This is a genomic window from Vibrio sp. 10N.222.49.C12, from assembly GCF_041475025.1.
Taxonomy (GTDB): domain Bacteria; phylum Pseudomonadota; class Gammaproteobacteria; order Enterobacterales; family Vibrionaceae; genus Vibrio; species Vibrio crassostreae_C.
In genome coordinates this window covers 1-25215 of record NZ_JBFRVF010000026.1, presented here as the reverse complement: position 1 = coordinate 25215, position 25215 = coordinate 1, and the positions used below count along the sequence as shown (strand labels likewise).

Genomic DNA, 25215 nt, shown 5'->3' with positions numbered 1-25215 from the left:
TTTGAAAAGAGTGTAAGAGGAAAGTAAAAACAGCACAAAAAGTTAGGATTTGGATGAATAATATCCAATCGAAACTTGTTGTTATTTCAAAGCCAACACATGCTCGATAAAAGCCGACTTCTTTTCGCGGTATTCATCTTGTGGCCAACCTTCACAAGACATTTTGAGGGTGTTGTATTGCTCCACTAATGCCGGATTCGCACGTAGCTTGTCACGAAACCTTAGAAAACATTCGAACTCAGAACCATTGGCAACTACTTGCAAGGCCACGTCATGTCCTGATGTAGACTCCAACATGCACAGTTCCGGCGTTCTTAAGGTATCGAGTTTCTCATTGAAGCCGAGTGTTGTGAGTTGTTCAATGGCGTACTCAAGTTCACTCGATTCAATACCGACGAATATATCCAAGTCGCCTTTAGATACTGCAGATGGAATAGAAGATGCGCCTACGTGCTCAACTCTCGCATTAAGGATTAGCTTTTTGATGTCACGTTCGTATCGGACAAACAGCTCGTTGCAAGCCGCTTGGTATTGTTCCGCAGGGTAAAATTTCATATATCTTCACTCCGAATCACAAACTATTGAAGACACCAATTGCTAACAGAAGCAACACGATACTAATAGCTCCGATATAAGAGATTCTGGTTCGCTCTTTGTCGGTTGGAATCAATGGGGGAAAGCGCCCTAGTGTGAATACTTTACAGACTATCCAGCCAGCTCCGTAACCAATGAACTCAATCAAGATCGACTGAAACAGATACCTAAAGAATGAGCTCAATGCCCTAAAATACGCGACTATCAAGTCTTCCATTTTTTGTCCTAAGTAAAGTCAATTTGGACTAAAAATGCCATGGGTAGAGATTCATATCAAGAACCTTATACAGGACTGCGCACGCAATGAATCAGTTTAAACGTAAGTACTTACTATCGACATGCAATGATTCACAGAGTCTTCTTTCTCACCAACAGGCGCAACATAGTGAATTGCAGCTTCGGCATGTTAGACAGCTAACATCGAAGTGTTAGCTGTCACGCATCTGAATACTAGGCTTCAGTCTCGCCTTTTAAGTCCTTTAGAGACTGCAGGTTTTCATTAATTTTGAAGATAACTATCATCAATTCACACCAAATTCTCGCACCTATAGCGCCGCCTAATATCGTAAACGCACCAAGAATAAACTTCTCAAATGTTACGCCTCCATATCCTCCAAACATGGTTGCTAGTCCTGAAACTACAGCGATTAGCAACAACAACCAATATAGGCCAGTAACTAACTTAGGAGTTAACATTGAGTCGAACGAAAAAACTGATTTCATTACTATATTTCCTTATTTTTTATGAAATTTATACTTGGGTATCTAACTAGTTCTTTGTGAATATTCGCAATCAAAAGCTTTGAATTTCAACAAGCTTTCCTTTCAGAACATACACATACCAAACATACAGCCTAAATTTCATGACCAACAACAATTTATATGCAACTAAATATGTCATGTAACGCAAATATCGAACTCACGTCGGTGGGTTCATAAAACTATTAAGGATGCATACTAATAAAGTTTCTAATATGCCTTTGTCCAAAAACAACAAAAAGCCCCGGTTATAGGAACCGGGGAAACAGGGTGGGATGAGTTTGGCGCGTGCCCGTAAACCAAACTCTCCCCAAGCCTCACCTAAGACTCATGCTCTTAGGTAAAGGATGCTGAGTACTTTTATTACAAAGTATGATTATTGAAGCGTAGCGCCTTGCTCTACCCAAGTGCCGATGAGTGCGCGTTCTTCGTCGGTCATTTGAGTCATGTTGCCGAGCGGCATCACCTTGGTTGTTACGGTTTGAGCAACAATCCTTGGGACGTTGGCTTTAATCTCTTCAGGGGTATCAAACATCACACCGGCTGGCGCAGCAGCAAAAGCGGCGTGGCTCGGGGTTGATGAATGACACACAGAACAGCGCTCTTGAATGACTTTGTTAATGGTTTCAAAGCTTACACCTGCGCTAGCCGTTTGCATTGCGTGGTCTGCTGGTGCGGCCTGAGAACTAGTCGTTGAAGCGGTGTCGTTTGCAGCAAGTTCTTCTGTCGCTGATTCAGTCGCGCTTACTTGCACTTCTTGAACCACTGGCGCTTGTACAACCGGATTCATCTGCTTTTTCGCGTAAGGTGAAGTAACAAACGCAAGCGTGATCATACCCAATGCCGCGACTGGCACTGTCCATGCAAACTTCTGACTACCGTGACGGGTATTGAAGTAGTGGCGCACCAAGATACTGAAAATCGCTAGCCCAGCAAGGATCAGCCAGTTGTATTCCGAGCCATAAGTGCTTGGGAAGTGGTTACTGATCATGATGAACAGCACTGGCAGGGTCATGTAGTTGTTGTGACGAGAACGCAGTAGACCTTTCGCTGGCAATGCCGGATCCGGTTCGCGCTTCTCTTCAATCGCTTTCACCAAGTTACGTTGTGCAGGCATGATAACGCGGAATACGTTACCCACCATGATGGTACCAATGATTGCACCCACATGAATGTAAGCACCACGGCCACTGAACACTTGAGTTAGGCCGTACGTCGCAGCGACGAGCAGCAAAAACAGCACAACGCCAAGCAACACGGGGGTTTTACCTAAAGGCGAGTCACACAGTAAGTCGTAGATAAACCAACCAGCAACGAATGAACCAATACCAATCGCGATTGCCGTTGTTGAATCAAGACCAGAGCCCGGTGCAATCAGGTAGATTTCAGCGTTGAGGTAGTAGACCACACCCAGTAGACACACACCTGTGATCCACGTGAAGTAAGCTTCCCATTTAAACCAGTGCAGGTGCTCTGGCATCTCTGGTGGCGCAAGTTTGTACTTTTCTAGGTGATAAATACCACCGCCGTGAATTGCCCATAAGTCGCCTGAAAGGCCCGTTTTTGGGTTTACTCGGTTAAGGTTGTTCTCTAACCAAACAAAGTAAAATGATGCGCCTATCCACGCAACACCAACAATCATGTGAGCCCAGCGTATTGCTAGATTCAACCATTCTGTAATATGCGGATCCATAATAAACTCCTGTATCACAACGCTTTAGCTAAGCGTTGATCTTCCTTATTGTCGTCCGTTGGCAGATCGTCCAAATGCAACGCCACTCGGTCGCTGTCGAAATAAACTTCGTCACAGTTGTGTCCTTCGCCGCCTCTATCGACGATCAAGAACTGGTCTTGCTCGGTGAGGGCGAGAACTGGGTGATGCCACACCCCTTTGTGATAGTTCACTCCTTGACGACCGTTGCTCAAGAAAGCTCGGCTATTGGCTAATGTAGGATCGTCGCCTTTTGGCGCAACAACAATTAAATAGGGTTGACCAAGTAATGGAATGAATGCCTGAGAGCCAAGTGGATGACGCTCTAACATTTTGATGGTCAGTGGGTAGCTCAACGGTGTGGCTTGGAAGATGCTGATGATGGCTTCTCCGTCTTGGTCTTGCACATCCGTTGTCGCTAGCTTGTGGTAGCGACGTGTTGATCCACTGTTGATCATGAAGAAATCACTATTATCGGACTCGATAACATCCCCAAACTCTGCAAAAGCCTGCTTGGTTAACGGTTCGATAGATAAACGACGTATTCCATTACTCATACTCATTTCCTTACCTATTTCGCTTTCGTACCAAACAGACGCAAACGGCTGATACCACCATCTGGGAATATGTTTGCACGTACGTGGGTAATCGCACCAAGGTCGTTTACCTCAGAAATGAATTCGTGAATCTCATGCGCTTGCAGCTTTTGTGCTGGCAACAGTTCACGCCAAAATAGGCTTTGTGTTTCCACTTGGTCGTCGGTGCCACCTTTCACGTAAGCCGCTTGGATTGAGCAGCTGTCTGGGTAGTTACCTTTGAAGTGTGCCGTATCCACAACGATACGTTCGATATTACCTGGGTGGCCTAATGCCACGATTACCCAATCGTTACCCGGTGTGCGACGACGTGCTGTTTCCCAGCCATCACCCATGTTTTCACCACGGCCTGGGCCTAAGATGTTGGCTTTGTTACCGTAGTGCTCATCGCTACATGCGAGTGCTCGGCCACCGTGTTCAACGGCTGCTAGGTCAACTTGTTGCTGAGAATCTATTGCGTCCCAATCCACGCTTGGTCGGCCATAAACACGTAGACGTGCGACACCGCCGTCTGGGTAGATGTTCAAACGTAGGTGCGTAAATACTTGGTCACTTTCGATGTCTTCAAGATGATGATGATCACCCTGTAGTGCCATTGAAGGCAGAATTTCTTGCCACTCTGTTGAATCTGTTGGCTCACCTTGTGGTGAATAACACGCGTCGATTGATGCCGAAGGTGGGAAGTTACCTGTGAAGAATGAGGTATCAATATCAACGCCAGCAATGGTGCCAGCTAGACCAAGGCGAACGACACAGTAGTCGTAACCTTCGCCGCGTTTACGTCTGCTTTCCCAGCCGTCCATCCACTTGCCGTTGTCGTCATATAAGTCGTCTTTCCACTCTGGTGCTGCGTGGCTGAGTAGACGACTTTTATCGGCGAAAAAATCGTCTGTTGCGAAGATAGCTTCTGCGCCGAGTTTTTCGTCTGCAAGGTTTATGTACTGTTCAAATTTATGGGTCATTTCCGTGTAATCCTATGAAATTAATCAAGTAATAATAAAATGAGAACTTAGTGGCTTATGTTTTTACAAATCAAACCTTTAGGCACTAAGACTGGGCTGAGATAGCTGTTAACTCCGTTAACTTACATATCCCAGAGACGAAACATCGCGATCTTATTGATCTCTTGAATCGCCGTAGCAAACTCAGTTTCACTATCATTTCCTAATCGCATCTCGAACGACTCAAGAATTTGGTAACGATTGGCTCCCTTCACCGCCATGATAAAAGGGAAATTGAAGCGACTTTTGTAGCTGTTGTTGTAAGAAGTGAATTTTTCAAATTCTTCGGCGCTGCACTGGTCGATGCCCGCCCCCGCTTGTTCTTTGGTCGACGACTCGGTGAGTTCGCCGTTTACTGCTGCTCTGCCCGCTAAATCTGGGTGAGCATTGATCAAAGCCAACTGTTTGCCTTGGTCGGCATTTAACAAGGTTGATGCCATTTTTAGATGAAGATTCTCGATATGATCATCTTCGGCATTCAAACCTTGGTCATAAACCGCTTCAGCAACCCATGGGCTGTGTTCGTACACATCAGCAAAGTGCGCGACAAAGGTATCGCGGTTCATGGTTGTTGGTTGGCAAGATCGAAATTCAGTCACGTTAAGCCTCCTTGCTTCACTGCTACTTTTGCTGTTGATGATTAGCGTTATTTGGTTGATATGGATGATGTTGGTGCCAGTGGTTGGCGATATCGATTCGACGACATAACCACACGCTGTCGTGCTGTTTTACGTAATCTAAGAAACGTCTTAATGCAGCAATACGACCGGGGCGACCAATCAGACGACAATGCAACCCAACCGACATCATTTTCGGTGCGGTTTCGCCTTCCATATAAAGGGTGTCAAACGTGTCTTTCAGATATTGGAAGAACTGCTCACCAGAGTTAAAGCCTTGCGCCGTTGAAAAACGCATGTCGTTCACATCAAGTGTATAAGGGATCACCAATTGCGGATGACCAGTCTCGGTGTGCCAATAAGGCAGGTCATCATCATAGGCATCTGAGTCATAAAGAAAACCGCCCTCTTCTGCAACCAAGCGACGCGTATTTGGCCCAGTTCGACCTGTGTACCAACCTTTTGGGCGTTGACCCGTCACTTGTTGGATGATCTCGATCGCTTTGGTCATGTGGTCGCGCTCTTCAGACTCATCAATGTATTGATAGTCTATCCAGCGATAACCGTGGCTACAGATTTCGTGCCCCGCTTCGACCATGGCTTTAGCAACGTCAGGATGACGCTCAATCGCCATTGCAACCGCAAAGACGGTCAGTGGGATTTCATATTCATCGAACAAGCGAAGAACACGCCATACACCCGCACGGCTACCATATTCATAGATGGACTCCATGCTCATGTGACGTTCGCCTTTGATCGGCTGTGCTGACGGGATCTCTGAAAGAAAAGCTTCAGACTCGTCGTCTCCATGTAACAAACAACGCTCACCGCCCTCTTCATAGTTCAATACAAAAGAAACCGCGACGCGCGCATTACCTGGCCATTGAGGGTTTGGAGGGTTAACTCCGTAACCGATCAAATTTCTTGAATAATCCTTATTCATCCAAGTACTCCTAACATAAGTGGTTGGCTTAGCCGCTCTTTAAGTAAGTCACCAAATGATTCAACCAAATGGATTCTCGATAAACAGAGCAACCTTACCCCTGTACATTTATTGTATACAATTATTTATCTCAATGTAAAGATTTTGTTATTCAAGTTAAATTTACGCACTATTTAAAATTAAAAACAACAACTTAATAAAACAAAAACTCACCAAAAAACGATAATCAAGATCTATAAAGTCAGAAAAAACGACACAATAGTTAACATTTTTCCAACAATTAGCTTTACTAATTGTGTACAGTTCGTACATAGTTAGTGATAACAAAGTGACCAGTTGCGTTCTTTGCAAGGTCGAAACAGACAGATAAACCACGGAACAGAGGAGCGCCAAAAGCGCTATTAAAGGACTATGGGAAGATTAACAACACACGTATTAGACACAACTCACGGCTTACCGGGTGCAGAGATCAAGGTAGAGCTTTATAAGGTCAATGAAGACTCAACAGAAAAGTTGGCGACGGTAATTACTAACTCCGATGGCCGAACCGATGCGCCGATTCTGGCAGGGAATGATTTCCGACCGGGGAAATATCAATTGGTGTTTTACGTAGCCGATTACTACAGAAGTAAAGGCGTGGAATTGGATGGCGTGCCTTTCCTAGACGATGTGGTTATTCGCTTTGGTCTAGATGATCCAGAAGCGCATTATCACGTTCCTCTTCTCGTCTCGCCTTACAGTTTCTCAACCTATCGGGGCAGTTAGTCCCGATGCTTAGAATCCCGATCTAGGCTCTATCACCCAATAATAAACAGATTCATGCGTGCATCTAAAAAGATGCGCGCTCATTAAGCACGCTCACATAAAAATACTAACAACGTTAACAGTTAAAAAATGAGCCACGAAAAGCTTATTCATAACGAGTTAGAGCTAGGAAAAATCTTAAAACTTAATATTGAAATCTCGCTGTATTCAATAAATGGATCACAACATAAAAGGACTTGCAGACATGAGTGAGAGTAAAACAGAAATACTCAACCAAGATGCGAACAACGGAATTTTAGAGAAACTCTTTAAGATTAAGGCACACGGAAGCAGCGTAAAAAATGAGTTGGTCGGCGGTGTCACCACCTTCGCAACCATGGCTTACATCATCTTCGTTAACCCACAAATTATGGCCGCATCGGGTATGGATGCAGGGGCGGTATTCGTCGCAACCTGTATTGGTGCTGCGATCGGTTGTTTGTTAATGGGACTATTTGCGAACTGGCCTGTCGGCCTTGCACCGGGCATGGGCTTGAATGCCTTCTTCTCATTCACGGTAGTAAGCGAAATGGGCTACAGCTGGGAAGTCGCGCTAGGTGCGGTGTTTATCTCCGGTATCTTGTTCGTCGGGATGAGCTTTTACAAAGTCCGCCAATGGATCATCGAGAGTATTCCTGAGAGCTTGCGCTATTCCATGACTGCAGGTGTTGGTTTGTTCTTAGGTCTCATTGGCTTAAAAACAGCGGGTATCGTCGTCGAAAACCCAGCAACTTTGGTTTCATTGGGTGACTTCACCAAACCAGAAGCTCTGCTCGCTGCTATTGCATTCTTGATCATTGCGGTTCTGAGTGAACGTAAAGTGTTTGGTGCGGTACTTATCGGTATTTTGAGTGTAACACTCGTCGGCATGATGCTTGGCTTAGTTCACTACGATGGCTTCTTCGCTGCACCACCAAGCCTAGCGCCTACCTTTATGGCAATGGATATCGCAGGTGCACTGAATGTATCGATGATCAGCGTTATCTTGGCTTTCCTTTTTGTAAACATGTTCGATACGGCTGGTACCTTGATGGGCGTAGCTGAGCGTGCAAACCTCACTAACCCTGAAACCGGCAAGATTGAAGGCCTAAGCAAAGCACTGAAAGCCGACAGTATTTCAAGCGTGGCAGGTGCGTGTGTAGGCTGTCCGCCAGTAACCAGTTATGTAGAGAGTGCAGCCGGTGTTGCAGCAGGCGCACGTACAGGTCTTTCAGCAATCGTGGTTGGTGTGTTGTTCTTAGCGGCAATTTTCCTATCACCGCTTGCAGGCATGATCCCCGCTTACGCAACGTCTGGTGCTCTTATTTACGTCGCATTCGTGATGATGAGCAGCATGCAGCACGTCGATTGGAAAGACTTCACTAACGGTGCTCCAGCCGCGATTACCGCACTAATGATGCCACTGACCTTCTCTATCGCGAACGGTATCGCACTGGGTTTCATTACCTACACAGTGCTTAAGTTGGCGACAGGTAAAACCAAAGATGTGTCTATCTCGATGTACTTCCTAGCGGCTATCTTCATCGCCAAGCTAGTGTTCATCGGTTAACCCTAAAGCTCCTGAGCAGTCATTTCTTGATTGCTCACAACGTTGCTTGGCTGGTTCGCAAGCCAAGCAACAACATGATTTTTAAGAAAGCTAATTGCATTGATGACGAGAGAGCAGAAACCCTACCGATTCAGTGCACTTTTTTATGACCCTACGCAGTTTGTAGAAGTCATTATTTGACCGCCAATCGCCTGTAAACGGAAACGCAGGCAGAGGAATATCAAATGAAACTTCTGTACACCCTTAATGAAAGACCGCCCCATGGGCTAACCCTTCTACTTGCTTTACAACACATGCTCGCCTCGATTGGTGGCATCGTCGCTGTCCCGCTTATTGTCGGTGCTTCTATCGGCCTACCTAACACAGAGATCGTTTCACTGATCAATGCGGCGCTATTGGCTTCTGGTATTGTGACTGTCGCGCAATGTCTCGGTTTTGGCCCTGTTGGTATTCGACTGCCTGTTGTAATGGGCTCAAGCTTTGCCTTTTTAGGTGTGGCTATTTCCATCGGTAACGAAGGTGGTGTCGCCGCTATCATGGGCTCAGCACTTATCGGCTCATTCGTGGTAATTGGTGCCAGCTTCTACATGGACAAGGTTCGCAAGCTGTTCCCGACCGTGGTAAGTGGTGTGGTGGTTACCCTAATCGGCTTAACCATTTTACCGGTTGCCATGAACTGGGTTGGCGATTCTCCTGCCAACACGGAACAATTCGCCACTCTACCTAAACTGTTTCTCGCACTGGTCTCTTTGGGGATAGTGATTGGCGTATCGGTTTACTGTAAAGGCGCGGTTGCGGCCTCCGCTATCGTGATTGGCCTAGCAGGCGGTTACATTGTGGCGCTGTCACTCGGCATGGTCGATCTTGAGCAGATCAGCTCTGCTGCTTGGGTCGGTGGCCCAGAACCATTTAAGTATGGCTTTACGTTTTCTGCTAGTGCCATCATCAGCATGAGCTTGGTGTACATCGTGGTTATCGCTGAAGCAACCGGTGACTTCATGGCGCTTGGCAACAACTGCCAAACCCAAGTCAGCGGTAAAGATCTAAAACGTGGACTGCTAGGCGATGGTCTTGGTAGTACCTTGTCTTCGATTTTAACAGCGATGCCACTGGCGTCATTCAGCCAAAACGTCGGTATTGTGGGTATCACAGGTGTAGCAAGTCGCTATGTAGTAGCTGCAACCGGTGGTTTGTTAATTTTAGGTGGTTTATTCCCGAAATTAGCCGCTATTGCCGTCACGATTCCGAAACCTGTTTTGGGTGGTGTGGGCTTTGTGATGTTCGGGATGATTGCTTACGCGGGTATCCGCATGTTGATCAAGGCCGCAGACACCAAGCGAAATGCCTTAGTAATCTGTGTAGGTTTAGCGTCTGGCTTAGCCGTCACCTTCGAACCAAGATTGCTGCAACACTTGCCGCATGATCTAGCGAACTTTCTTCACTCAGGCATCACTACCGGTACTATCATGACGGTGCTATTGAACCTTGTTTTACCAAAGTCTTCACGAGCAGAAGAGCAAGAAGCACTGACCGAAAGCCAAGCGCAAGTTGAGCTAGAAATGAAAGAACAAGCAGAAGAAGAACTACACTCAAACGAGCAATTAGAAATTCAACAAGCAACAACAGAAACTGAAGTTCAAACGGCATCAGATAACCCTGAGCCAAAAACGAACTAGATAAATCGCTAACGAGCGTAAAACCGATTTCCGTAGAATCACGGGCGTAACGATAACAGTGAATGTCTCATCGCCCTTGATTTGAATTTATCTTTCAACAACAAATACCAAATAAAGACCCTCTTCCCTGAAAAGGCTGAGATGGCTAAGGACTACTATGAATGGAAACCATCTGGATTAAGAATCCTCTCGCAATCTACACTGGCTCGCAGGCTGATGCAGAAGGCGGAATCGTCATAAAAGGTAATAAAATCATTGAACTGGTTGGCAAACACAAAGAGCCTACCTTACCCGTAGATTACAGCGTCGACGCCTCTCGTCATGTTGTGACTCCTGGGCTTATCAATGCGCACCACCACTTCTATCAAACCCTAACGCGAGCCTACCCCGGCGCACTCAATAAAGAACTCTTCCATTGGCTACAAAGCCTCTACCCAGTTTGGGCCAACCTCGATTCGGAGATGATGAGCCTCGCAACAGAGCTTGCTCTGGTTGAGCTGATGATGTCGGGCTGTACCACTGCTTCCGATCACCATTACTTGCTACCAGACGGGCTTGAGCACGCTATTGATTTGCAAGTCGAGGCCGCAGAGAAACTGGGCGTTAGAGCGATATTTACCCGAGGTTCCATGAGCCTAGGGGAAGATGAGGGTGGATTGCCACCAAGACACACCATTCAAACCGAACAAACCATCATTGATGACAGCCAGCGCTTGATTCGTGATTACCACCAGCGTGATGAAGGGGCGATGATTCAAATCGCGCTCGCACCTTGTTCGCCGTTCTCAGTCACTACCGACCTGATGAAAGAGACCGCCAAGATCAGTGAGCGTGAAAACGTCATGATGCACACGCACCTATGCGAAACGCTCGATGAAGAAGACTTCTGTATAGAGAAGTTTGGCTTGCGCCCAGTTGATTACCTAGAAGATGTGGGTTGGCTGAACGAGCGCACTTGGCTCGCTCATGGTATTCACTTCAATCCAGAAGAGATCAAACGTTTGGGTAAAGCAGGTATTGGTATCAGTCACTGCCCAACTTCCAATATGATGTTGGCTTCCGGTATTTGTAAAAACAACGATCTAGAAGCAGCAGGCGTAAAAGTCGGGCTAGGTGTGGATGGTTCTGCCTCTAATGACGGCTCAAATATGATTGCCGAAGTACGCATGGCGATGTATCTACAGCGCCTGCAGTATGGTTCCGCCAACGTTTCACACTTTGATGCATTGCGCTGGGCGACATCCGGTTCTGCCGCGGCAATGGGCAGAACCGACATTGGTACACTAGAGGTTGGCAAACAAGCCGATATCGCGATGTTCAAGCTCGATGATATTCGTTTTTCTGGCAGCCACGACCCACTGGCCGCATTACTACTTTGTGGTGCTCAACAAGCGGATAAAGTGATGGTTGCAGGTAAGTGGCGAGTGAACGATGGCGCTGTGATTGGCGTAGACATGGAACAACTAATGCACCGCCACCATGCAGCTGCAATGAAGCTAGGTAAACTGGCGATGAATAACTAGGTACACGCCAACTAGAAAAGCGAAAACAAAAAGGCCGACATGATGTCGGCCTTGTTCATTCAGTTCGATTTTTAGAAACCGATTTACATCTTAATCCATCAAGCTCTTCGACTTAATCGCCTTCTTAGAAAGCTCTTTGGCAAAGGCTTTGATATCTGTTTCAAACTCATCGACGCTTTGGCGGATTTCATCCAGTTGAACGGTTTGCATTACACGGTTTTCCATTACGATTTGGCCGTTCACAATCGTCGTGTCGATGTTGCTTGGGTTCGCTTGGTAAACCAAGGTCGCGTAAGGGTCGTAATTTGGCATCATGTTCGCTGATGTTGTCTCTACAATCACGATGTCTGCCTTCTTACCCGCTTCAAGAGAACCGATTTGATCTTCCATGTGTAGGGCTTTCGCGCCACCTAATGTCGCCATCTCGATAACTTGCTCAGGAATCATGATAGTGCGGTCAGAATGCTTTAAACGTTGCATGTTCGCTGCGTAGCTTAATGTGCGCATGATATCGACTTGGTTAGAGCTCATTGGGCCATCTGTTCCTAAGCCTACTCGCATGTCAGCACGGTACATATCCCATGCTGGTGCGATGCCAGTTGCACCTTTAGCGTTCGCCATTGGGTTGTATGAGATCCCTGCGTCAGCTTGCTTTAGAAGCTTTTGATCGTTCTCCGAAAGATGGATACCGTGAGCAATGACTACGCGCTCGTCCAGCACACCAATTTCATCCATGTATTCGACTGGCGATGTTGCCTTAGTTTCATCTTTGATGCGTTTCTCTTCATTTGGGAATTCAGCAACGTGAATCAGCACCGGCACATCGTATTGAGCAGACAGCTTGTTGATTTCTTGCAGCTTATCTTTGCTCACGGTGTACACCGCATGTGGCGCATAAGCAGGCGTGATTAGCTCATCGTTTTTGTATTGTTCGATAAAGCCTTTGGCGTATTCAATGCCGCCGTAAGGTTCTTTGGCATCGACCACTGGGAACTTAATCACGGTTTCGCCGAGCACAGCGCGTAAGCCGACTTCTTTGGTCGCCTTGGCCATTTCATCCATGTGGTAATACATATCGGCATAAGTGGTTACACCGCTTTGTGCTAGTTCGATAGAGCCAAGCTTGGTTGCGTTGTAAATCAGTTCACGGCTTAGCTTTTCGGCTTCTAGAGGGAAGAAGTAAGCGAACAGACGATTCGAAATACCCTCTTCCCCTAAGCCACGAAACGCGATCATCGGTAAATGGTTGTGCGCGTTCACCATACCCGGCATGACGATTCCATCTTGAGCATCAATCACTTTTTCTGCGCGATATTGAGTCATTAAATCCTCGGTACCGACTGCGATGATCTGGTCGTTTTTCACTACAACAACACCATCTTCAATCACATCCATTTCTGAATTGATGGTGAGAACCTGTCCGTTGGTGATGATCAGATCAGCGTTGTATGTTTGCGTCGCGACCGTTGAACCGCAACCTGCAAGCAGAACTGCGCTGATGGTGCATGCCAAGCTTTTAAGCGTCATTGCTAAACCTTAATGTTGTGCGTGTAATATTGTTAGCGGCTTCATCTATAAGTTTCCAGCTTTTCGCTTTTCAGAAGAGTAAGTGCCGCCAATTTTCGCGATACTATAACCTGTCATTTAAATAAAATGGCATACCTAATCGAACCGAATTCAAGATAAATGAGTTATTGCACAACAGGTCACAAAAGAGGTTCTGTGCTTATAGTCACTCACACACCTAGATAAACGTTCAAACAACATTAGCTTTTCACACCACAGCCTTTAATCACTAACTGTGTGATGAACTGAGCGGCATCGGCATAGTCTTTATCATCGAGTTGGTCCTTCTGCATCACGCTGCAAATCTGCCAGCCAAAATCGGCGTAGGTTTGAGTTGCCGCCCAGATGGTAAACATCAGGTGATGAGCGGGAACATCGTCCATTAGGCCCTGCGCCGACCATGTCGAGAACTTATCAAGAATCATCTGGGATTGCTTATACAGCTCGTCACCAATCTCTTTCGGCAATACTTTAGCGCCAGACATCACTTCATTGGCAAATACCTTAGAAGCATGTGGATGGTCGCGAGAAATGATCAGCTTGGTTTGAATATATTGAGACAAGGCTTCAACAGGATCGCTCAACTCTTCAATCGGACGAGACGCTTCTAGTAAAGGCTGAGTGACGGTTTCAAGCACAGCGTTGTAGAGCTTATCTTTTGAGCTGAAATAGTAGAAGACGTTGGGTTTGGGAATGTCGGCCGCTTTTGCGATATCAGCCATTTTTGTTGCGGCATAACCATGAGTGGCGAATTGTTCACACGCGACTTCGATGATTAAATCTTGATTCTTTTGTCTGATCCTAGACATATTGCATCCTTTACAGCTCGTTACTAAAATCATAGTAATCAACGTGCTTCATTAGTCCAGAAGATAATCTCAGAACTCAAGGTCACCGCATTGATAACAATAAAATGGTCGCTCTATTTGTTAAGAAGCGACCATTCCATACCGTGTTTTTGAACTGTTCAAGTTAAAGAATCAATATCGCGCGGAAGTCATTCACATTGGTCAGCGTTGGCCCCGTGGTTAGAAGCACATCGACTTGCTTGAAAAAATCGTAGCTGTTGTTCGCATCGAGATAGTCTTGCGCTTTAAGCGACAGGCTCGAACCTAGTTGCCATGTTTGAGGCGCGATCCATGCTCCCGCATTGTCTTCAACACCATCAATCCCGTCGGTATCAGCAGCCAATGCAAATATGTTGTCTTGGCCTTTAAGCTCGTTATACAAGCTCAACAAGAACTCACAGTTACGCCCACCGCGACCATTCCCTTTAACGGTTACCGTGGTTTCGCCACCGGAAAGTATCACGCAAGGCGTCTCAAATGGGTGCTTGCGATTGGCCACTTGCTTAGCCAACGCAGCGTGAACTTTCGCAACATCTCGCGCTTCTCCCTCTATACAATCACTCAACACATAAGCCGGAATGCCTAAGCCTTCAGCTTCTGCAGCAGCGGATTCCAATGCCGACATTGGTGTCGCGATAATATGGTGCTCGGCGTTCTTCCAACATACGTCATCTGGTTTAACCGTCTCTGATTCTGGATTATTTAGCCATTCAAATGCCGAGCGTGGTGTTTCTATTTGATAACGTTCTAAAATGGCCATCGCATCAAAACGCGTGGTGGTGTCGGGTACGGTTGGGCCCGATGCAATCACACTAATGTCATCGCCCGGCACATCAGAAATCGCCAGTGACACAACCCTTGCAGGATACGCCGCTTTAGCAAGTCGACCGCCTTTTATCGAAGATAAATGCTTGCGAACGCAGTTCATCTCATCAATGGCGGCGCCTGATTTAAGCAGCGCCTTATTGATTTGTTGCTTCTCTGCTAGGCTGATGTCACCACCGGGTAAGCTTAATAGTGCAGAGCCGCCACCCGACAATAGACAAATAACCGTGTCGTCTGCGCTCAAGCCACTCACCAATTGCAGCATACGTTGGCTTACTTCTAAGCCCATCGCATCTGGCACGGGGTGCGCTGCTTCAATCACCTCAATGTGTTCGCAAGGTGCGGTGTGTTCGTAGCGGGTCACGACTAAGCCTTCAAGATCACGCAGTGCTAGGTCTTGTTGTTTTTTTGCCTGCCAAACCGCTTCAAGCTCTGCTGCCATTGACGCGGCCGCTTTACCTGCTCCTATCACCACAGTACGCCCGGCTTGATTAGCAGAGCGATAAAAAATGTCTTGAGGAAGAAAAGGTTCGATGTGATTTTTAGGTAGCGCCTGATTAACAGCACTTGAGAAAAGGGTTTGTAGAAACTGCTTAGCATCAATGTCCATCAGCCACTCCTTAGTTGACGGAGAAAAAAAGAACCCCGATACAAGGCCAAAGGGTGCCTGCTAAGATCAAGTTGGAAAGGAACAACTTCAGCCTCTGCCTCGTATCAGGAACGCGTATAAAAGGAGACGAAACTACGCGATTTATAAACAAACTGTTTGAAACTGTTGGGCTACGAATCGATAGCAGCCCTAATTAATTAACGAATCGAGTGGTCAGAACGTTTCTCAATCGCTTGGATAAGCGCAGAGTGGTCCCAACCTTCACCGCCCATTTCGGCGCACTCGCCAAATAGCTCTTGAGCGTTAGCCGTATTCGGTAGTGCGACACCTAATTCTTGTGCGCCCGTTAGCGCAAGATTCAGGTCTTTCTGGTGAAGCGAGATTCTAAATCCAGGATCAAATGTACCTTCAACCATGCGCTCGCCATGCACTTCCAAGATCTTAGAGTTAGCAAAGCCGCCCAATAGAGCCTGACGTACACGTGCTGGATCAGCACCAGCTTTTGAAGCAAATACTAACGCCTCAGACACGGCTTCGATATTCAGAGCAACGATGATTTGATTTGCGACCTTACAGGTTTGACCCGCACCGTTGTCGCCTACTAGCGTAATGTTCTTACCCATGATTTCGAACAGAGGTCGTGCTTTATCAAAGGCTTCTTGCTCACCGCCAACCATGATAGTCAGCGCCGCATTAATCGCGCCTACTTCGCCACCTGATACCGGTGCATCAAGGTATGACGCCCCGCCTTCGTTGATTCGCGCTGCGATTGCTTTGGTCGCGATTGGCGAGATCGAACTCATGTCGATAACCAGTTTTCCAGCTGCACCGCCCGCTGTTAGCCCTTTCTCAACACCGTTGTCACCAAACAGGACATCTTCAACTTGTGGTGTATTCGGCACCATTAAGATAACGATGTCTGCTGCTTCAGCCGCTTCCGCGGGTGAATGACAGACCGTTGCACCCGCTGCCACAAGATTGGCAGGTGCTGCATTAAAGTGATCCGACAGAATCAAATCGTGACCTGCTTTTTGAAGGTTACTCGCCATAGGTTTACCCATGATGCCAGTTCCGATAAATGCAATTTTAGACATGTTGTTCTCCTTAACGTTTGAGGGTTACCAGACGCAATTAACGGTACTGGTGCAGCCAACCAAGGCCTTCTGTCGTCGTTGTTTTTGGTTTGTATTCGCAGCCAACCCAGCCTTGATAGCCAAGCTCATCAAGATAGTTGAGCACGAACGGGTAATTGATTTCGCCGGTACCCGGTTCGTGTCGGCCTGGATTATCCGCCAGTTGCACGTGTGCGATTTGACCAATGTTCTGTTGCATGGTCGGCGTGAGATCGCCTTCCATAATTTGCATGTGATAAATATCGTATTGGATAGAAAGGTTATCGCTCCCTACCTCTTTGATGATCGCTTTGGCTTGCTCAGTCGTGCTCAAGAAGAAGCCCGGAATATCGCGTGTATTGATCGCTTCTATCACTAAGCTGATGCCTTCTGCTGCTAGCGCGTTCGCCGCGTAATGCAGGTTAATCACAAACGCCGATTGCGCATCTTGTTGGGTCACACCTTGCGGAACAATCCCGGCCAAGCAATTCACTTGAGTACAACCCAGTGCTTTTGCGTAAGCGATGGCTTTAGGTACGCCCGCTTGAAACTCTTCAACTCGTGCAGGGTCGACCGCGATACCACGGTCGCCAGCGTCCCAATCACCCGCGGGCAGGTTGAATAGCACTTGCTCTAGGTTATTAGCATCGAGTTTTTCTTTGATTGCCTGAGCATCAAAGGCGTAAGGGAAAAGATATTCGACACCTTGAAAGCCCGCTTCTGCGGCAGCTTCAAAGCGGTCCATAAAATCAACTTCCGTGAATAACATTGACAAGTTTGCTGCAAATTTTGCCATGACTCTGTCCTTATTCTTTATTTGGTGAAACTATGACTGTTTAGTGAAGCAACGGTTATTTGGTGGAGCTACGGTTGCTTAGTAAGCCTCGCTCTATTGGAGACTTTCCGTAGAGCTAAACCTCAGCTCTACGGATACACATTACTTAATGATTACTTGTACGCTAACGCTGTTGGGGCATCGCCGCGGCTTTCGGCAAGTGGCTCAAATTCGTTGATGGCATTGATCTCTACGCCCATCGCAATGTTGGTTACTCGCTCAAGAATCAGCTCAACGACCACTGGCACCTTGTGCTTGTTCATCAGCTCTTTGGCTTGCTCAAACGCTGCCGCAATTTGCTCTGGTTCACGAACTCGAATTGCCTTACAACCTAGGCCTTCAACAACGGCAACATGGTCAACACCGTAGCCTTCAAGCTCTGGTGCATTCTGGTTATCGAACGCCAGTTGTACACAATAGTCGATATCAAATTGGCGCTGTGCTTGGCGAATCAAACCTAGATACGAGTTGTTCACCAACACATGGATGTATGGCAGATTGAATTGCGCGCCGACGGCCAGTTCTTCAATCATGAATTGGAAATCATAGTCACCAGAGATAGCGACAATATCGCGATTTGGATCGGCCGCTCGTACACCCAATGCGGCTGGTGTTGTCCAACCCAATGGGCCAGCTTGACCACAGTTGATCCAGTTACGCGGCTTATAAACATGCAGGAACTGAGCGGCAGCAATTTGCGACAAACCAATGGTGCTCACATAACAAGTGTCACGACCAAATGCCTTGTTCATCTCTTCATAAACACGCATCGGTTTCATTGGCGCTTCATCGAAATTAGTTTTACGCAGCATGGTCGACTTGCGTTCCTGACACTCACTTGCCCAAGCATTTCGGTTCGGCAGCTTGCCAGCATCACGCCACTCTTGCGCCACTTCAACCATTAGCTCTAGTGCTGCTTTCGCATCAGAGACAATGCCTAAATCAGGACAGAACACGCGTCCAATTTGCGTCGGTTCAATGTCGACGTGTACGAACTTGCGGCCTTCGGTATAAACATCCACAGAACCGGTATGACGGTTAGCCCAGCGGTTACCCACACCAAACACGAAATCAGAATTAAGCATGGTTTCATTACCGTAACGGTGAGAGGTTTGTAGCCCCACCATACCTGCCATTAACTCGTGGTCATCAGGGATAGAACCCCACCCCATTAAGGTTGGGATCACAGGAACACCAGTGATCTCGGCAAACTGTTGCAACAATTCAGATGCGCCAGCGTTAATCACGCCACCACCGGATACAATCAGCGGTTTTTCCGATTGAGACATCATGGTTAACGCTTTCTCAACCTGCGCGCGTGTCGCTTGTGGCTTATAAGGTTCTAGCGGTTCATAGGTATCGATATCAAATTCAATCTCAGCCAACTGAACATCAATCGGTAGATCAATCAGGATTGGACCCGGACGACCCGAACGCATTAAATGAAAGGCTTTTTGAAATGCGCGTGGCACTTGAGCAGGTTCCAGTACCGTGGTTGCCCACTTAGTCACAGGCTTAGCGATAGATTCAATGTCGACCGCTTGGAAATCTTCTTTGTGAAGACGAGCACGTGGCGCTTGGCCTGTGATGCATAGAATTGGAATCGAATCTGCAGACGCAGAATAAAGACCCGTGATCATGTCCGTTCCCGCAGGACCAGAAGTACCAATACACACACCTAGATTGCCTTGATTGGTACGCGTGTACCCTTCAGCCATATGAGATGCACCCTCTACATGACGAGCTAAGACGTGGTCGATTCCTCCGAGTTTTTTCATAGCCGCATACATAGGGTTTATTGCTGCGCCGGGAACACCAAATACGATGTCTACGCCTTCACGTTTAAGCACTTCTACCGCTGCTTCAATCGCTTTCATAATTGCCATTCGAACCTCCAGTTCAGATTGTATACAATTAAACTAACTTTTGTGTACTATGAACCATCCTCGCTATTTATCAACCCCAGAATGAAACAATTTTGTTACATCAACCCATCACATTAAGTACGCACCTACCCTGAAAAGCTTACAATTCATTGCTTTACATAAAATATCTTTACGTGAAAATAAATTACAAAAAGATCAAATGATAAATAAATGTTAAATACCGTTTGCTTGTTTACAATTTCTACCATATAAATATCCTTAAAAAGAGAATTTTGTATACAAAATGACATCGTATTGTGTAAAGGAGACAAGCAATGATGAATGACGTGAAAGAGAGAAAAGATGTGCTGTGTATGCAGGTACTTGGGAAGATGGACAACTCCGAGTACAAAGAGATCTTGTCTAAAGATGCATTAAAATTCTTAGAAGCTCTCGTCAATAAGTTTGGAGATCGCCGTCATGCCCTGCTAAGTGACCGCGACGTAAAACAAGCTCAATATGACGAGGGTGAGTTACCCAATTTCAGAAAAGACACCATTTCCATTCGCCAGAATAAAGAGTGGAAAGTGGCGACACCGCCACCAGAGCTACTGGATCGCCGAGTAGAGATCACCGGACCTATCGAAAGAAAGATGGTGATCAACGCGCTAAACTCAGGCGCGAAAGTCTTCATGTGCTGCTTTGAAGATGCGTCTTCCCCGACTTGGGCCAATATGGTCGAAGGGCAAATCAACCTAAGAGACGCCAACCTTGGCACCATTAGTTATTTCGATGAGAATAAGCAGAAGCGTTACCAATTAAACGACGATCCTGCACTGCTGATCGCACGCCCACGAGGGATCCACCTTCCTGAGCAATCCATCCAATTCAACAATCAGCCTATCGGCGGTTGCTTGATGGACTTCGCCTTGTACTTTTTCCATAACTATCAATCACGAGCACAACAAGGTTTAGGGGTTTACTACTACATTCCCAAGCTTGAGAGCATGGAAGAAGCACAGTGGTGGGACGATATTTTCAGCTTCACCGAAAACTATTTCCACGTACCCAAAGGCACCATTCGTGCGACCGTGTTGATTGAAACTCTGCCAGCCGTATTCCAAATGGAAGAGATCTTATACGCCATGCGTGATCATATCGTAGCGATGAACTGTGGCCGTTGGGATTACATCTTCAGCTACATCAAAACGCTGAAAAACCATAAAGACCGCATCTTGCCAGACCGCCACGGGATCGGCATGGATCAAGAATTCCTCAACGCCTATAGCCAACTGTTGGTGCGCACTTGTCACGCTCGTGGCGCATTAGCAATGGGTGGGATGTCAGCCTTTATTCCAGCAAAAGACCCGCAAGAAATGGCGCGAGTGACGGCCAAAGTCATTGAAGACAAACAGAGAGAATCTCAAAACGGACACGATGGCACATGGGTCGCGCACCCTGCACTGGTTGATTTGGCAATGTCGATATTCGATAAGCACTTAGATGGCAAAGTAAACCAAATGGATTTTCAAAGCCCGGAGCATGTGATCAATGCCGACACGTTGCTAAAGCCTTGTGAAGGCAGTCGCGACGAAGCAGGAGTACGTAAGAATATACGCATTGCGCTGTATTACATCGAAGCTTGGATTCAAGGCTACGGCTGTGTACCTATCTACGGCCTTATGGAAGATGCCGCCACCGCAGAGATCTCAAGAGCCAATATTTGGCAATGGATCCACCACGGGGTAACACTCGATGATGGCCAAACCTTTACCAAATCACTATTCCACTCTTGGCTTTACCAAGAGCTAGACACCATAAAACATGAAGTCGGAGACTCGCGCTATGCAGCAGGTCGATTTGAAGAGACAGCTGATCTTTTCTATCAACTTTCTACAGCCGAAGAGTTCGCTGCCTTCCTAACTTTACCCAGCTATGGGCTATTACAAGAGTCCAGTTAGGACTCTTGTACCGAGCTGAATCAGTCAATGATATTCACAACAAGCGTAATGATTGGCTGACTTAGCTTGGTACACGGCCCCTTGAAAAACTAGGAGATAACATGGGAAGTTTGACTCTACAACAAGCGTTAACCATCATTGATGGCACCTTAAAAGCAGGAAACAAGATCCACACAGAACCTTTGACGGTCGCCGTCTTAGACAGCGGTGGCAAGCTGATTTCTCTGCAACGTCAAGACGGCTCTAGCATGATGCGACCAGACATCGCGATCGCTAAAGCGTGGGGGGCACTCGCACTGGGTTGTTCCTCTAGAAAACTCGCCCAAGATGCTGACAACCGACCAGCATTCATCTCCGCCGTAAACGTGCTCGCACACGGAAACATGGTGCCAGTACCAGGGGGGCTACTGATTCGAGACAAGGATAAAACGGTATTGGGTGCTATCGGGGTCAGCGGTGACATCTCAGACATCGATGAAAGCTGCGCCATCAACGGCATTGGCTGCGCAGAACTGTTCAGTGACGAGATGCTGCAAGCTTAACTCGCCAATTCGCTGTACTTGAAGTTCTTAAACAAGCACAAAAAAACCGAAGCGATTAAGCTTCGGTTTTTTATTGAATCTAAAGGAAGATCAGAAAAACTACTCGTACGCACTCAACCATGTTTTCAGCAGCTGGTTAGTATTTTTCTTCTGGCTCGCAGACAGAGATTTCACAAGCTTCTTCTGCGTTTCAACATGCTCAGTCATCATTTGGTCAATAAGAATAAGACCATCTTTTGTTAACTGAACACTCACGCTGCGTCTGTCTTCTTTACTGTGCTCACGACTGATCAGCCCTTTCGCTTCTAGCTTATCAAGGCGATTGGTCATCGCGCCAGATGTCAGCATCATGGATCCAATCAGTTCAGATGGCGTCAGTCGGTAAGGCTTCCCAGAACGTCGCAACGTCGCCAGCACATCAAACTCACCCAGCTTCATGTCGTATTTTTTATGAAGCTCGGCAACTTGCGTCTCCATATACTTGGCAATACGCATAATCCGACCCATCATTGCCATAGGCTCAGTATCTAGTTCGGGCTTTTCCTTTGCCCATTGCTCTACTACGCGGTCGATAGCATCCATTTGCAATCTCGCTCCGTTGTTAGTCTGATTACTTCAAACTAGTTTAACATAAAGATACTTTACAACCACTAGTTCTCAGTATACAGTTCACACAATAGTTATCTTAACGTAAAGATATTTTAAATGAACATATTATTAGCAATGATCCCCGCGTTCTTTTGGGGAACAACCTATGCAGTGACGCAATTTACGCTACAGGAGTGGCCACCATTATTATTGGGTGCTTTGCGTGCGTTACCTGCTGGTTTGTTATTGCTAGCAGTAAAACCAACACTGCCTAAAAAAGGCGAGTGGCAAATCATTTTCACACTGGGCCTTATCAATATCGCGACCTTCTTTGGCTTGATCTTCGTGATGGCGCTAACGCTGCCTTCGGCAATCTCTGGTGTGGGTATGATCTCTGTGCCAGTGTTCGCGATGATCTTCCACTGGGTAGTGAAAAAACAGCGCCCGCATCTGATTCAAGCCCTTTCGGGTATTGGCTTGATCACCTTAGCGTGGATACTGTTTAACCCAAGCCAAATTGCTCTGAACCCAATCGGTTTAGGCGCAATGTTCGCCGCAATAATGTGTATTGTCATCGGCAGCAGCATTACCAAGTCACTGGGTAACCGCATGCACTGGTGGAAGGTATTAACGTGGCAGTTGATTCTGGGTGGTACGATTTTGTCTGTCGCGTCTGGCGTTCATGCATTCATCGACCCGCAGCCTTATGTTAATGCCGTGACTCATTTCGATACTCGTAATGCTATGGGACTCGTGTGGGTGATTGGCCTAAACACAGCGCTGGGTTACGGCATGTATGTGTGGTTGCTACAACGTATGTCGGTGGTTGATTTCACCTTCGGTGGCATCGCAAACCCAGTAGCTGGCATCGTGACCGGTATGGTGTTGATGGGTGAATCATTCACTGCAGTACAATACTCACTAATGACCGGCATGATAGTGATGTCACTGCTACCACAACTTATCCTTGCGGTAAGACAATCCAAACAAGTCAAGCCTGTTACGCAGTAGACGCAGCCTCTTAAACGTATTGTTCAAAAACGCGCCTCATTGAGGGCGCGTTTTTTGTTGCTACGCTAACAGCAATAACCCAACAGCCATACTCGTTGAGTTGACCATTCCTTAAGTTAAATTAAACCTCACAAAGAACAATGACTTTACTTTAACTATCTAAAGCGAATTTATTTTCTATAACATAATCATCCTAGAGATTTAATTTCCACAAAAAACTCAAATTATAGATAAAAAGACAAAACCTTTCTCCGACTACCTTTCTATACTGTGCCACGTCATTAAGGCGCTACAAGCCTATGATTTAAAATAATTATTAATGAGTAGTCACCATGAATTCGAAGTCGCTAACTATTTTGCTTTTTGTCTCTGTTTGCTTAATTTGGGGAACCACTTGGTTCGCTATGGAAGTAGCATTGCATTCTATCCCACCTATTTTTGCTACTGCGTTGCGCTTTTTACTTGCAGCACCTCTGCTTGCAGTATTGGCGAAAGTCTTCAACCAACCACTGCTGTTCCCTAAAGGTAAGCGCCAATGGCTGCTTATTGTTGCGTTGATGTATTTCGCGATTCCGTTTACGTTGATGATCTATGGCGAGCAATACATCTCTTCAGGTTTAGCGTCGATCATCTTCGCCAACATGCCTGTGGCTGTGATGTTGATGTCTGGCTTATTCTTAGGTCTACGACTAGCGAAGCACCAGATATTCGGGTTGATCGCTGCTGTTGTGAGCCTATGTCTAATCCTTGGTAATGAAATGCAGATGGGTGGCGATGACTACCTAATTGGCACGGTTTGCTTAGGCCTTGCTGTTGCGATTCACGCAGTGATGTATGTGCTGGTTCAAAAGCACTGCAAAGGTATTGAAGTACTGACCTACAACGCCGTACCAAGCTTAATTGCAGCTCTATTCTTGTTCGCTGTTTCAGCTATAGGTGAAAACGTGAATATTGAATCTTTCACTTGGGATTCAATCTCTGCTGTGGTTTACCTAGGCTTTGTGGCGAGTGTTGGCGGCATTGTTGCTTACTTTAAATTAGGTCAGGTTTCGACACCTTTCCAAGCATCTATCTGCTTCCTAATTTTCCCTGTGGTTGCACTACTGATCTCTTGTTACATCAATGGTGAGGTTCTATCTGAACAGTCACTTGTAATGATGATTCCTCTACTTTGCGGCATCCTGCTAACCAAAGCACCAAAGGGAATCTTCAAGCTGCGTACCGAATTAAAAACCGTAAGAAACTGATCCGCGTGAAACCTATTTTGCGGATTAGATATACATATCCCACATAAACGCCAGCTAAACATTCGCACTTCGTTGCCCTCTTCAGGTTTCTTCGGAATGTTTAAAGATAGCGCTAGAGAAACCACGGCCATCACTGCACCAATATAGAAAACCGTTGCAGGAGAAGACAACCAAATCACACCAAACACCACTGGAATAGCGACCGCTGCAATATGATTGATGGTGAAAGAGACACCAGCAGTTGATGCCATGTCTGCCGGGTCTGCGATTTTCTGGAAGTAAGTTTTGATCGCCAGCGCCAATGCAAAGAACAGGTGATCGATCACGTAAAGTGCCGCCGCGCTTTGCACCAAACCATAACCGACAAACACACCAATCAAGCCAACATACTCGAAGATCAACGCTTTACGCTGGCGTTGTTGCCTAAATTAG

23 protein-coding genes and 2 pseudogenes are annotated in these 25215 nt (G+C 46.6%); 8 read left to right on the top strand and 17 right to left on the bottom strand.

The genetic code is table 11. The features are described 5' to 3' along the window. Window positions 1-81 precede the first annotated feature (81 nt). The 9 genes and pseudogenes from AB4583_RS09780 to puuE all read right to left on the bottom strand — a co-directional run bounded on the left by AB4583_RS09780 (window position 82) and on the right by puuE (window position 6221). Window positions 82-555 carry a GrpB family protein gene (locus AB4583_RS09780; protein ID WP_372117172.1) on the bottom strand — a complete coding sequence of 158 codons (474 nt, stop codon included), beginning with the start codon at window positions 553-555 and terminating at the stop codon, window positions 82-84. 16 nt (window positions 556-571) lie between these two features. Then, window positions 572-811 (bottom strand): hypothetical protein, encoded by a 240-nt coding sequence (locus AB4583_RS09775; RefSeq protein ID WP_017064998.1) that lies wholly within the window; start codon window positions 809-811, stop codon window positions 572-574. Between the two features lie 96 nt (window positions 812-907). After that, window positions 908-997, bottom strand: a pseudogene (locus AB4583_RS09770) (AraC family transcriptional regulator); the annotation flags it as partial. A gap of 47 nt (window positions 998-1044) precedes the next feature. After that, window positions 1045-1317 (bottom strand): DUF4282 domain-containing protein, encoded by a 273-nt coding sequence (locus AB4583_RS09765; RefSeq protein WP_017064999.1) that lies wholly within the window; start codon window positions 1315-1317, stop codon window positions 1045-1047. A gap of 412 nt (window positions 1318-1729) precedes the next feature. After that, entirely contained in the window at window positions 1730-3046 is a 1317-nt protein-coding gene (locus AB4583_RS09760) for a urate hydroxylase PuuD (protein ID WP_372117169.1), read from the bottom strand. 14 nt (window positions 3047-3060) lie between these two features. Next, window positions 3061-3621 carry an ureidoglycolate lyase gene (locus tag AB4583_RS09755; RefSeq protein WP_017069067.1) on the bottom strand — a complete coding sequence of 187 codons (561 nt, stop codon included), beginning with the start codon at window positions 3619-3621 and terminating at the stop codon, window positions 3061-3063. 14 nt (window positions 3622-3635) lie between these two features. Then, window positions 3636-4622, bottom strand: a complete 987-nt coding sequence (gene alc, locus AB4583_RS09750; protein WP_017069066.1) for an allantoicase — start codon at window positions 4620-4622, stop codon at window positions 3636-3638. Between the two features lie 122 nt (window positions 4623-4744). Then, window positions 4745-5260, bottom strand: a complete 516-nt coding sequence (gene uraD, locus AB4583_RS09745) for a 2-oxo-4-hydroxy-4-carboxy-5-ureidoimidazoline decarboxylase (protein WP_017061596.1) — start codon at window positions 5258-5260, stop codon at window positions 4745-4747. Between the two features lie 22 nt (window positions 5261-5282). Then, window positions 5283-6221, bottom strand: a complete 939-nt coding sequence (gene puuE / locus AB4583_RS09740; RefSeq protein WP_017069065.1) for an allantoinase PuuE — start codon at window positions 6219-6221, stop codon at window positions 5283-5285. Window positions 6222-6632: 411 nt separating this feature from the next. Between puuE and uraH the strand changes: the two genes are divergently transcribed. The 4 genes from uraH to AB4583_RS09720 all read left to right on the top strand — a co-directional run bounded on the left by uraH (window position 6633) and on the right by AB4583_RS09720 (window position 11773). Continuing rightward, complete coding sequence (gene uraH, locus AB4583_RS09735) at window positions 6633-6986, top strand: hydroxyisourate hydrolase (RefSeq protein ID WP_017083063.1); 354 nt, start codon at window positions 6633-6635, stop codon at window positions 6984-6986. Window positions 6987-7230: 244 nt separating this feature from the next. Beyond that, entirely contained in the window at window positions 7231-8574 is a 1344-nt protein-coding gene (locus AB4583_RS09730) for an NCS2 family permease (protein WP_017065002.1), read from the top strand. 224 nt (window positions 8575-8798) lie between these two features. Then, entirely contained in the window at window positions 8799-10250 is a 1452-nt protein-coding gene (locus AB4583_RS09725) for a nucleobase:cation symporter-2 family protein (protein WP_372117164.1), read from the top strand. 161 nt (window positions 10251-10411) lie between these two features. Then, window positions 10412-11773 carry an 8-oxoguanine deaminase gene (locus AB4583_RS09720; RefSeq protein ID WP_017067339.1) on the top strand — a complete coding sequence of 454 codons (1362 nt, stop codon included), beginning with the start codon at window positions 10412-10414 and terminating at the stop codon, window positions 11771-11773. 90 nt (window positions 11774-11863) lie between these two features. On the opposite strand, the gene AB4583_RS09715 is transcribed toward AB4583_RS09720, so the two are convergent. From AB4583_RS09715 to gcl, 6 genes are all read right to left on the bottom strand, one after another. Beyond that, on the bottom strand, window positions 11864-13300 hold the full coding sequence (locus AB4583_RS09715; RefSeq protein WP_136982323.1) for an amidohydrolase: 1437 nt from the start codon (window positions 13298-13300) through the stop codon (window positions 11864-11866). A gap of 239 nt (window positions 13301-13539) precedes the next feature. Beyond that, complete coding sequence (locus AB4583_RS09710; protein ID WP_102332259.1) at window positions 13540-14148, bottom strand: TetR/AcrR family transcriptional regulator; 609 nt, start codon at window positions 14146-14148, stop codon at window positions 13540-13542. Window positions 14149-14311: 163 nt separating this feature from the next. Further along, the gene (locus AB4583_RS09705) at window positions 14312-15622 is read right to left on the bottom strand and encodes a glycerate kinase (protein ID WP_372117162.1); all 1311 of its coding nucleotides are present in this window, start codon (window positions 15620-15622) and stop codon (window positions 14312-14314) included. Between the two features lie 197 nt (window positions 15623-15819). Next, on the bottom strand, window positions 15820-16716 hold the full coding sequence (locus tag AB4583_RS09700) for a 2-hydroxy-3-oxopropionate reductase (protein ID WP_372117160.1): 897 nt from the start codon (window positions 16714-16716) through the stop codon (window positions 15820-15822). Between the two features lie 37 nt (window positions 16717-16753). Continuing rightward, window positions 16754-17530, bottom strand: a complete 777-nt coding sequence (hyi, locus tag AB4583_RS09695; protein WP_372117158.1) for a hydroxypyruvate isomerase — start codon at window positions 17528-17530, stop codon at window positions 16754-16756. Window positions 17531-17682: 152 nt separating this feature from the next. Then, window positions 17683-19455, bottom strand: a complete 1773-nt coding sequence (gcl, locus tag AB4583_RS09690) for a glyoxylate carboligase (RefSeq protein ID WP_372117157.1) — start codon at window positions 19453-19455, stop codon at window positions 17683-17685. A 314-nt stretch (window positions 19456-19769) separates the two neighbouring features. Here gcl and aceB point away from each other — a divergent pair, with 314 nt between their 5' ends. Continuing rightward, complete coding sequence (gene aceB, locus AB4583_RS09685; protein ID WP_372117155.1) at window positions 19770-21395, top strand: malate synthase A; 1626 nt, start codon at window positions 19770-19772, stop codon at window positions 21393-21395. A 101-nt stretch (window positions 21396-21496) separates the two neighbouring features. Then, window positions 21497-21937, top strand: a complete 441-nt coding sequence (locus tag AB4583_RS09680; protein WP_008220964.1) for a heme-binding protein — start codon at window positions 21497-21499, stop codon at window positions 21935-21937. A gap of 99 nt (window positions 21938-22036) precedes the next feature. Here AB4583_RS09680 and AB4583_RS09675 read toward each other — a convergent pair whose 3' ends face one another. After that, on the bottom strand, window positions 22037-22519 hold the full coding sequence (locus tag AB4583_RS09675; protein WP_136982344.1) for a MarR family winged helix-turn-helix transcriptional regulator: 483 nt from the start codon (window positions 22517-22519) through the stop codon (window positions 22037-22039). Window positions 22520-22642: 123 nt separating this feature from the next. Between AB4583_RS09675 and AB4583_RS09670 the strand changes: the two genes are divergently transcribed. Together AB4583_RS09670 and AB4583_RS09665 are read left to right on the top strand one after the other, a co-directional pair. Then, window positions 22643-23536, top strand: a complete 894-nt coding sequence (locus AB4583_RS09670) for a DMT family transporter (RefSeq protein ID WP_017071977.1) — start codon at window positions 22643-22645, stop codon at window positions 23534-23536. 332 nt (window positions 23537-23868) lie between these two features. Continuing rightward, on the top strand, window positions 23869-24783 hold the full coding sequence (locus tag AB4583_RS09665) for a DMT family transporter (protein ID WP_017061581.1): 915 nt from the start codon (window positions 23869-23871) through the stop codon (window positions 24781-24783). A gap of 47 nt (window positions 24784-24830) precedes the next feature. On the opposite strand, the pseudogene AB4583_RS09660 reads toward AB4583_RS09665, so the two are convergent. Continuing rightward, window positions 24831-25196 (bottom strand): annotated as a pseudogene (locus AB4583_RS09660) (MFS transporter); the annotation flags it as partial. Window positions 25197-25215: the final 19 nt, after the last annotated feature.

Coding starts and splice junctions, on each gene's coding strand:
- AB4583_RS09765 (WP_017064999.1), bottom strand. CDS start 1,317: ATGAAATCAGTTTTTTCGTTCGACTCAATGTTAACTCCTAAGTTAGTT.
- AB4583_RS09720 (WP_017067339.1), top strand. CDS start 10,412: ATGGAAACCATCTGGATTAAGAATCCTCTCGCAATCTACACTGGCTCG.
- alc (WP_017069066.1), bottom strand. CDS start 4,622: ATGACCCATAAATTTGAACAGTACATAAACCTTGCAGACGAAAAACTC.
- uraH (WP_017083063.1), top strand. CDS start 6,633: ATGGGAAGATTAACAACACACGTATTAGACACAACTCACGGCTTACCG.
- puuE (WP_017069065.1), bottom strand. CDS start 6,221: ATGAATAAGGATTATTCAAGAAATTTGATCGGTTACGGAGTTAACCCT.
- AB4583_RS09775 (WP_017064998.1), bottom strand. CDS start 811: ATGGAAGACTTGATAGTCGCGTATTTTAGGGCATTGAGCTCATTCTTT.
- AB4583_RS09780 (WP_372117172.1), bottom strand. CDS start 555: ATGAAATTTTACCCTGCGGAACAATACCAAGCGGCTTGCAACGAGCTG.
- aceB (WP_372117155.1), top strand. CDS start 19,770: ATGATGAATGACGTGAAAGAGAGAAAAGATGTGCTGTGTATGCAGGTA.
- AB4583_RS09700 (WP_372117160.1), bottom strand. CDS start 16,716: ATGTCTAAAATTGCATTTATCGGAACTGGCATCATGGGTAAACCTATG.
- AB4583_RS09725 (WP_372117164.1), top strand. CDS start 8,799: ATGAAACTTCTGTACACCCTTAATGAAAGACCGCCCCATGGGCTAACC.
- AB4583_RS09760 (WP_372117169.1), bottom strand. CDS start 3,046: ATGGATCCGCATATTACAGAATGGTTGAATCTAGCAATACGCTGGGCT.
- AB4583_RS09665 (WP_017061581.1), top strand. CDS start 23,869: ATGAATTCGAAGTCGCTAACTATTTTGCTTTTTGTCTCTGTTTGCTTA.
- AB4583_RS09715 (WP_136982323.1), bottom strand. CDS start 13,300: ATGACGCTTAAAAGCTTGGCATGCACCATCAGCGCAGTTCTGCTTGCA.
- AB4583_RS09675 (WP_136982344.1), bottom strand. CDS start 22,519: ATGGATGCTATCGACCGCGTAGTAGAGCAATGGGCAAAGGAAAAGCCC.
- AB4583_RS09710 (WP_102332259.1), bottom strand. CDS start 14,148: ATGTCTAGGATCAGACAAAAGAATCAAGATTTAATCATCGAAGTCGCG.
- AB4583_RS09670 (WP_017071977.1), top strand. CDS start 22,643: ATGAACATATTATTAGCAATGATCCCCGCGTTCTTTTGGGGAACAACC.
- AB4583_RS09755 (WP_017069067.1), bottom strand. CDS start 3,621: ATGAGTAATGGAATACGTCGTTTATCTATCGAACCGTTAACCAAGCAG.
- hyi (WP_372117158.1), bottom strand. CDS start 17,530: ATGGCAAAATTTGCAGCAAACTTGTCAATGTTATTCACGGAAGTTGAT.
- AB4583_RS09680 (WP_008220964.1), top strand. CDS start 21,497: ATGGGAAGTTTGACTCTACAACAAGCGTTAACCATCATTGATGGCACC.
- gcl (WP_372117157.1), bottom strand. CDS start 19,455: ATGGCAATTATGAAAGCGATTGAAGCAGCGGTAGAAGTGCTTAAACGT.
- AB4583_RS09730 (WP_017065002.1), top strand. CDS start 7,231: ATGAGTGAGAGTAAAACAGAAATACTCAACCAAGATGCGAACAACGGA.
- AB4583_RS09705 (WP_372117162.1), bottom strand. CDS start 15,622: ATGGACATTGATGCTAAGCAGTTTCTACAAACCCTTTTCTCAAGTGCT.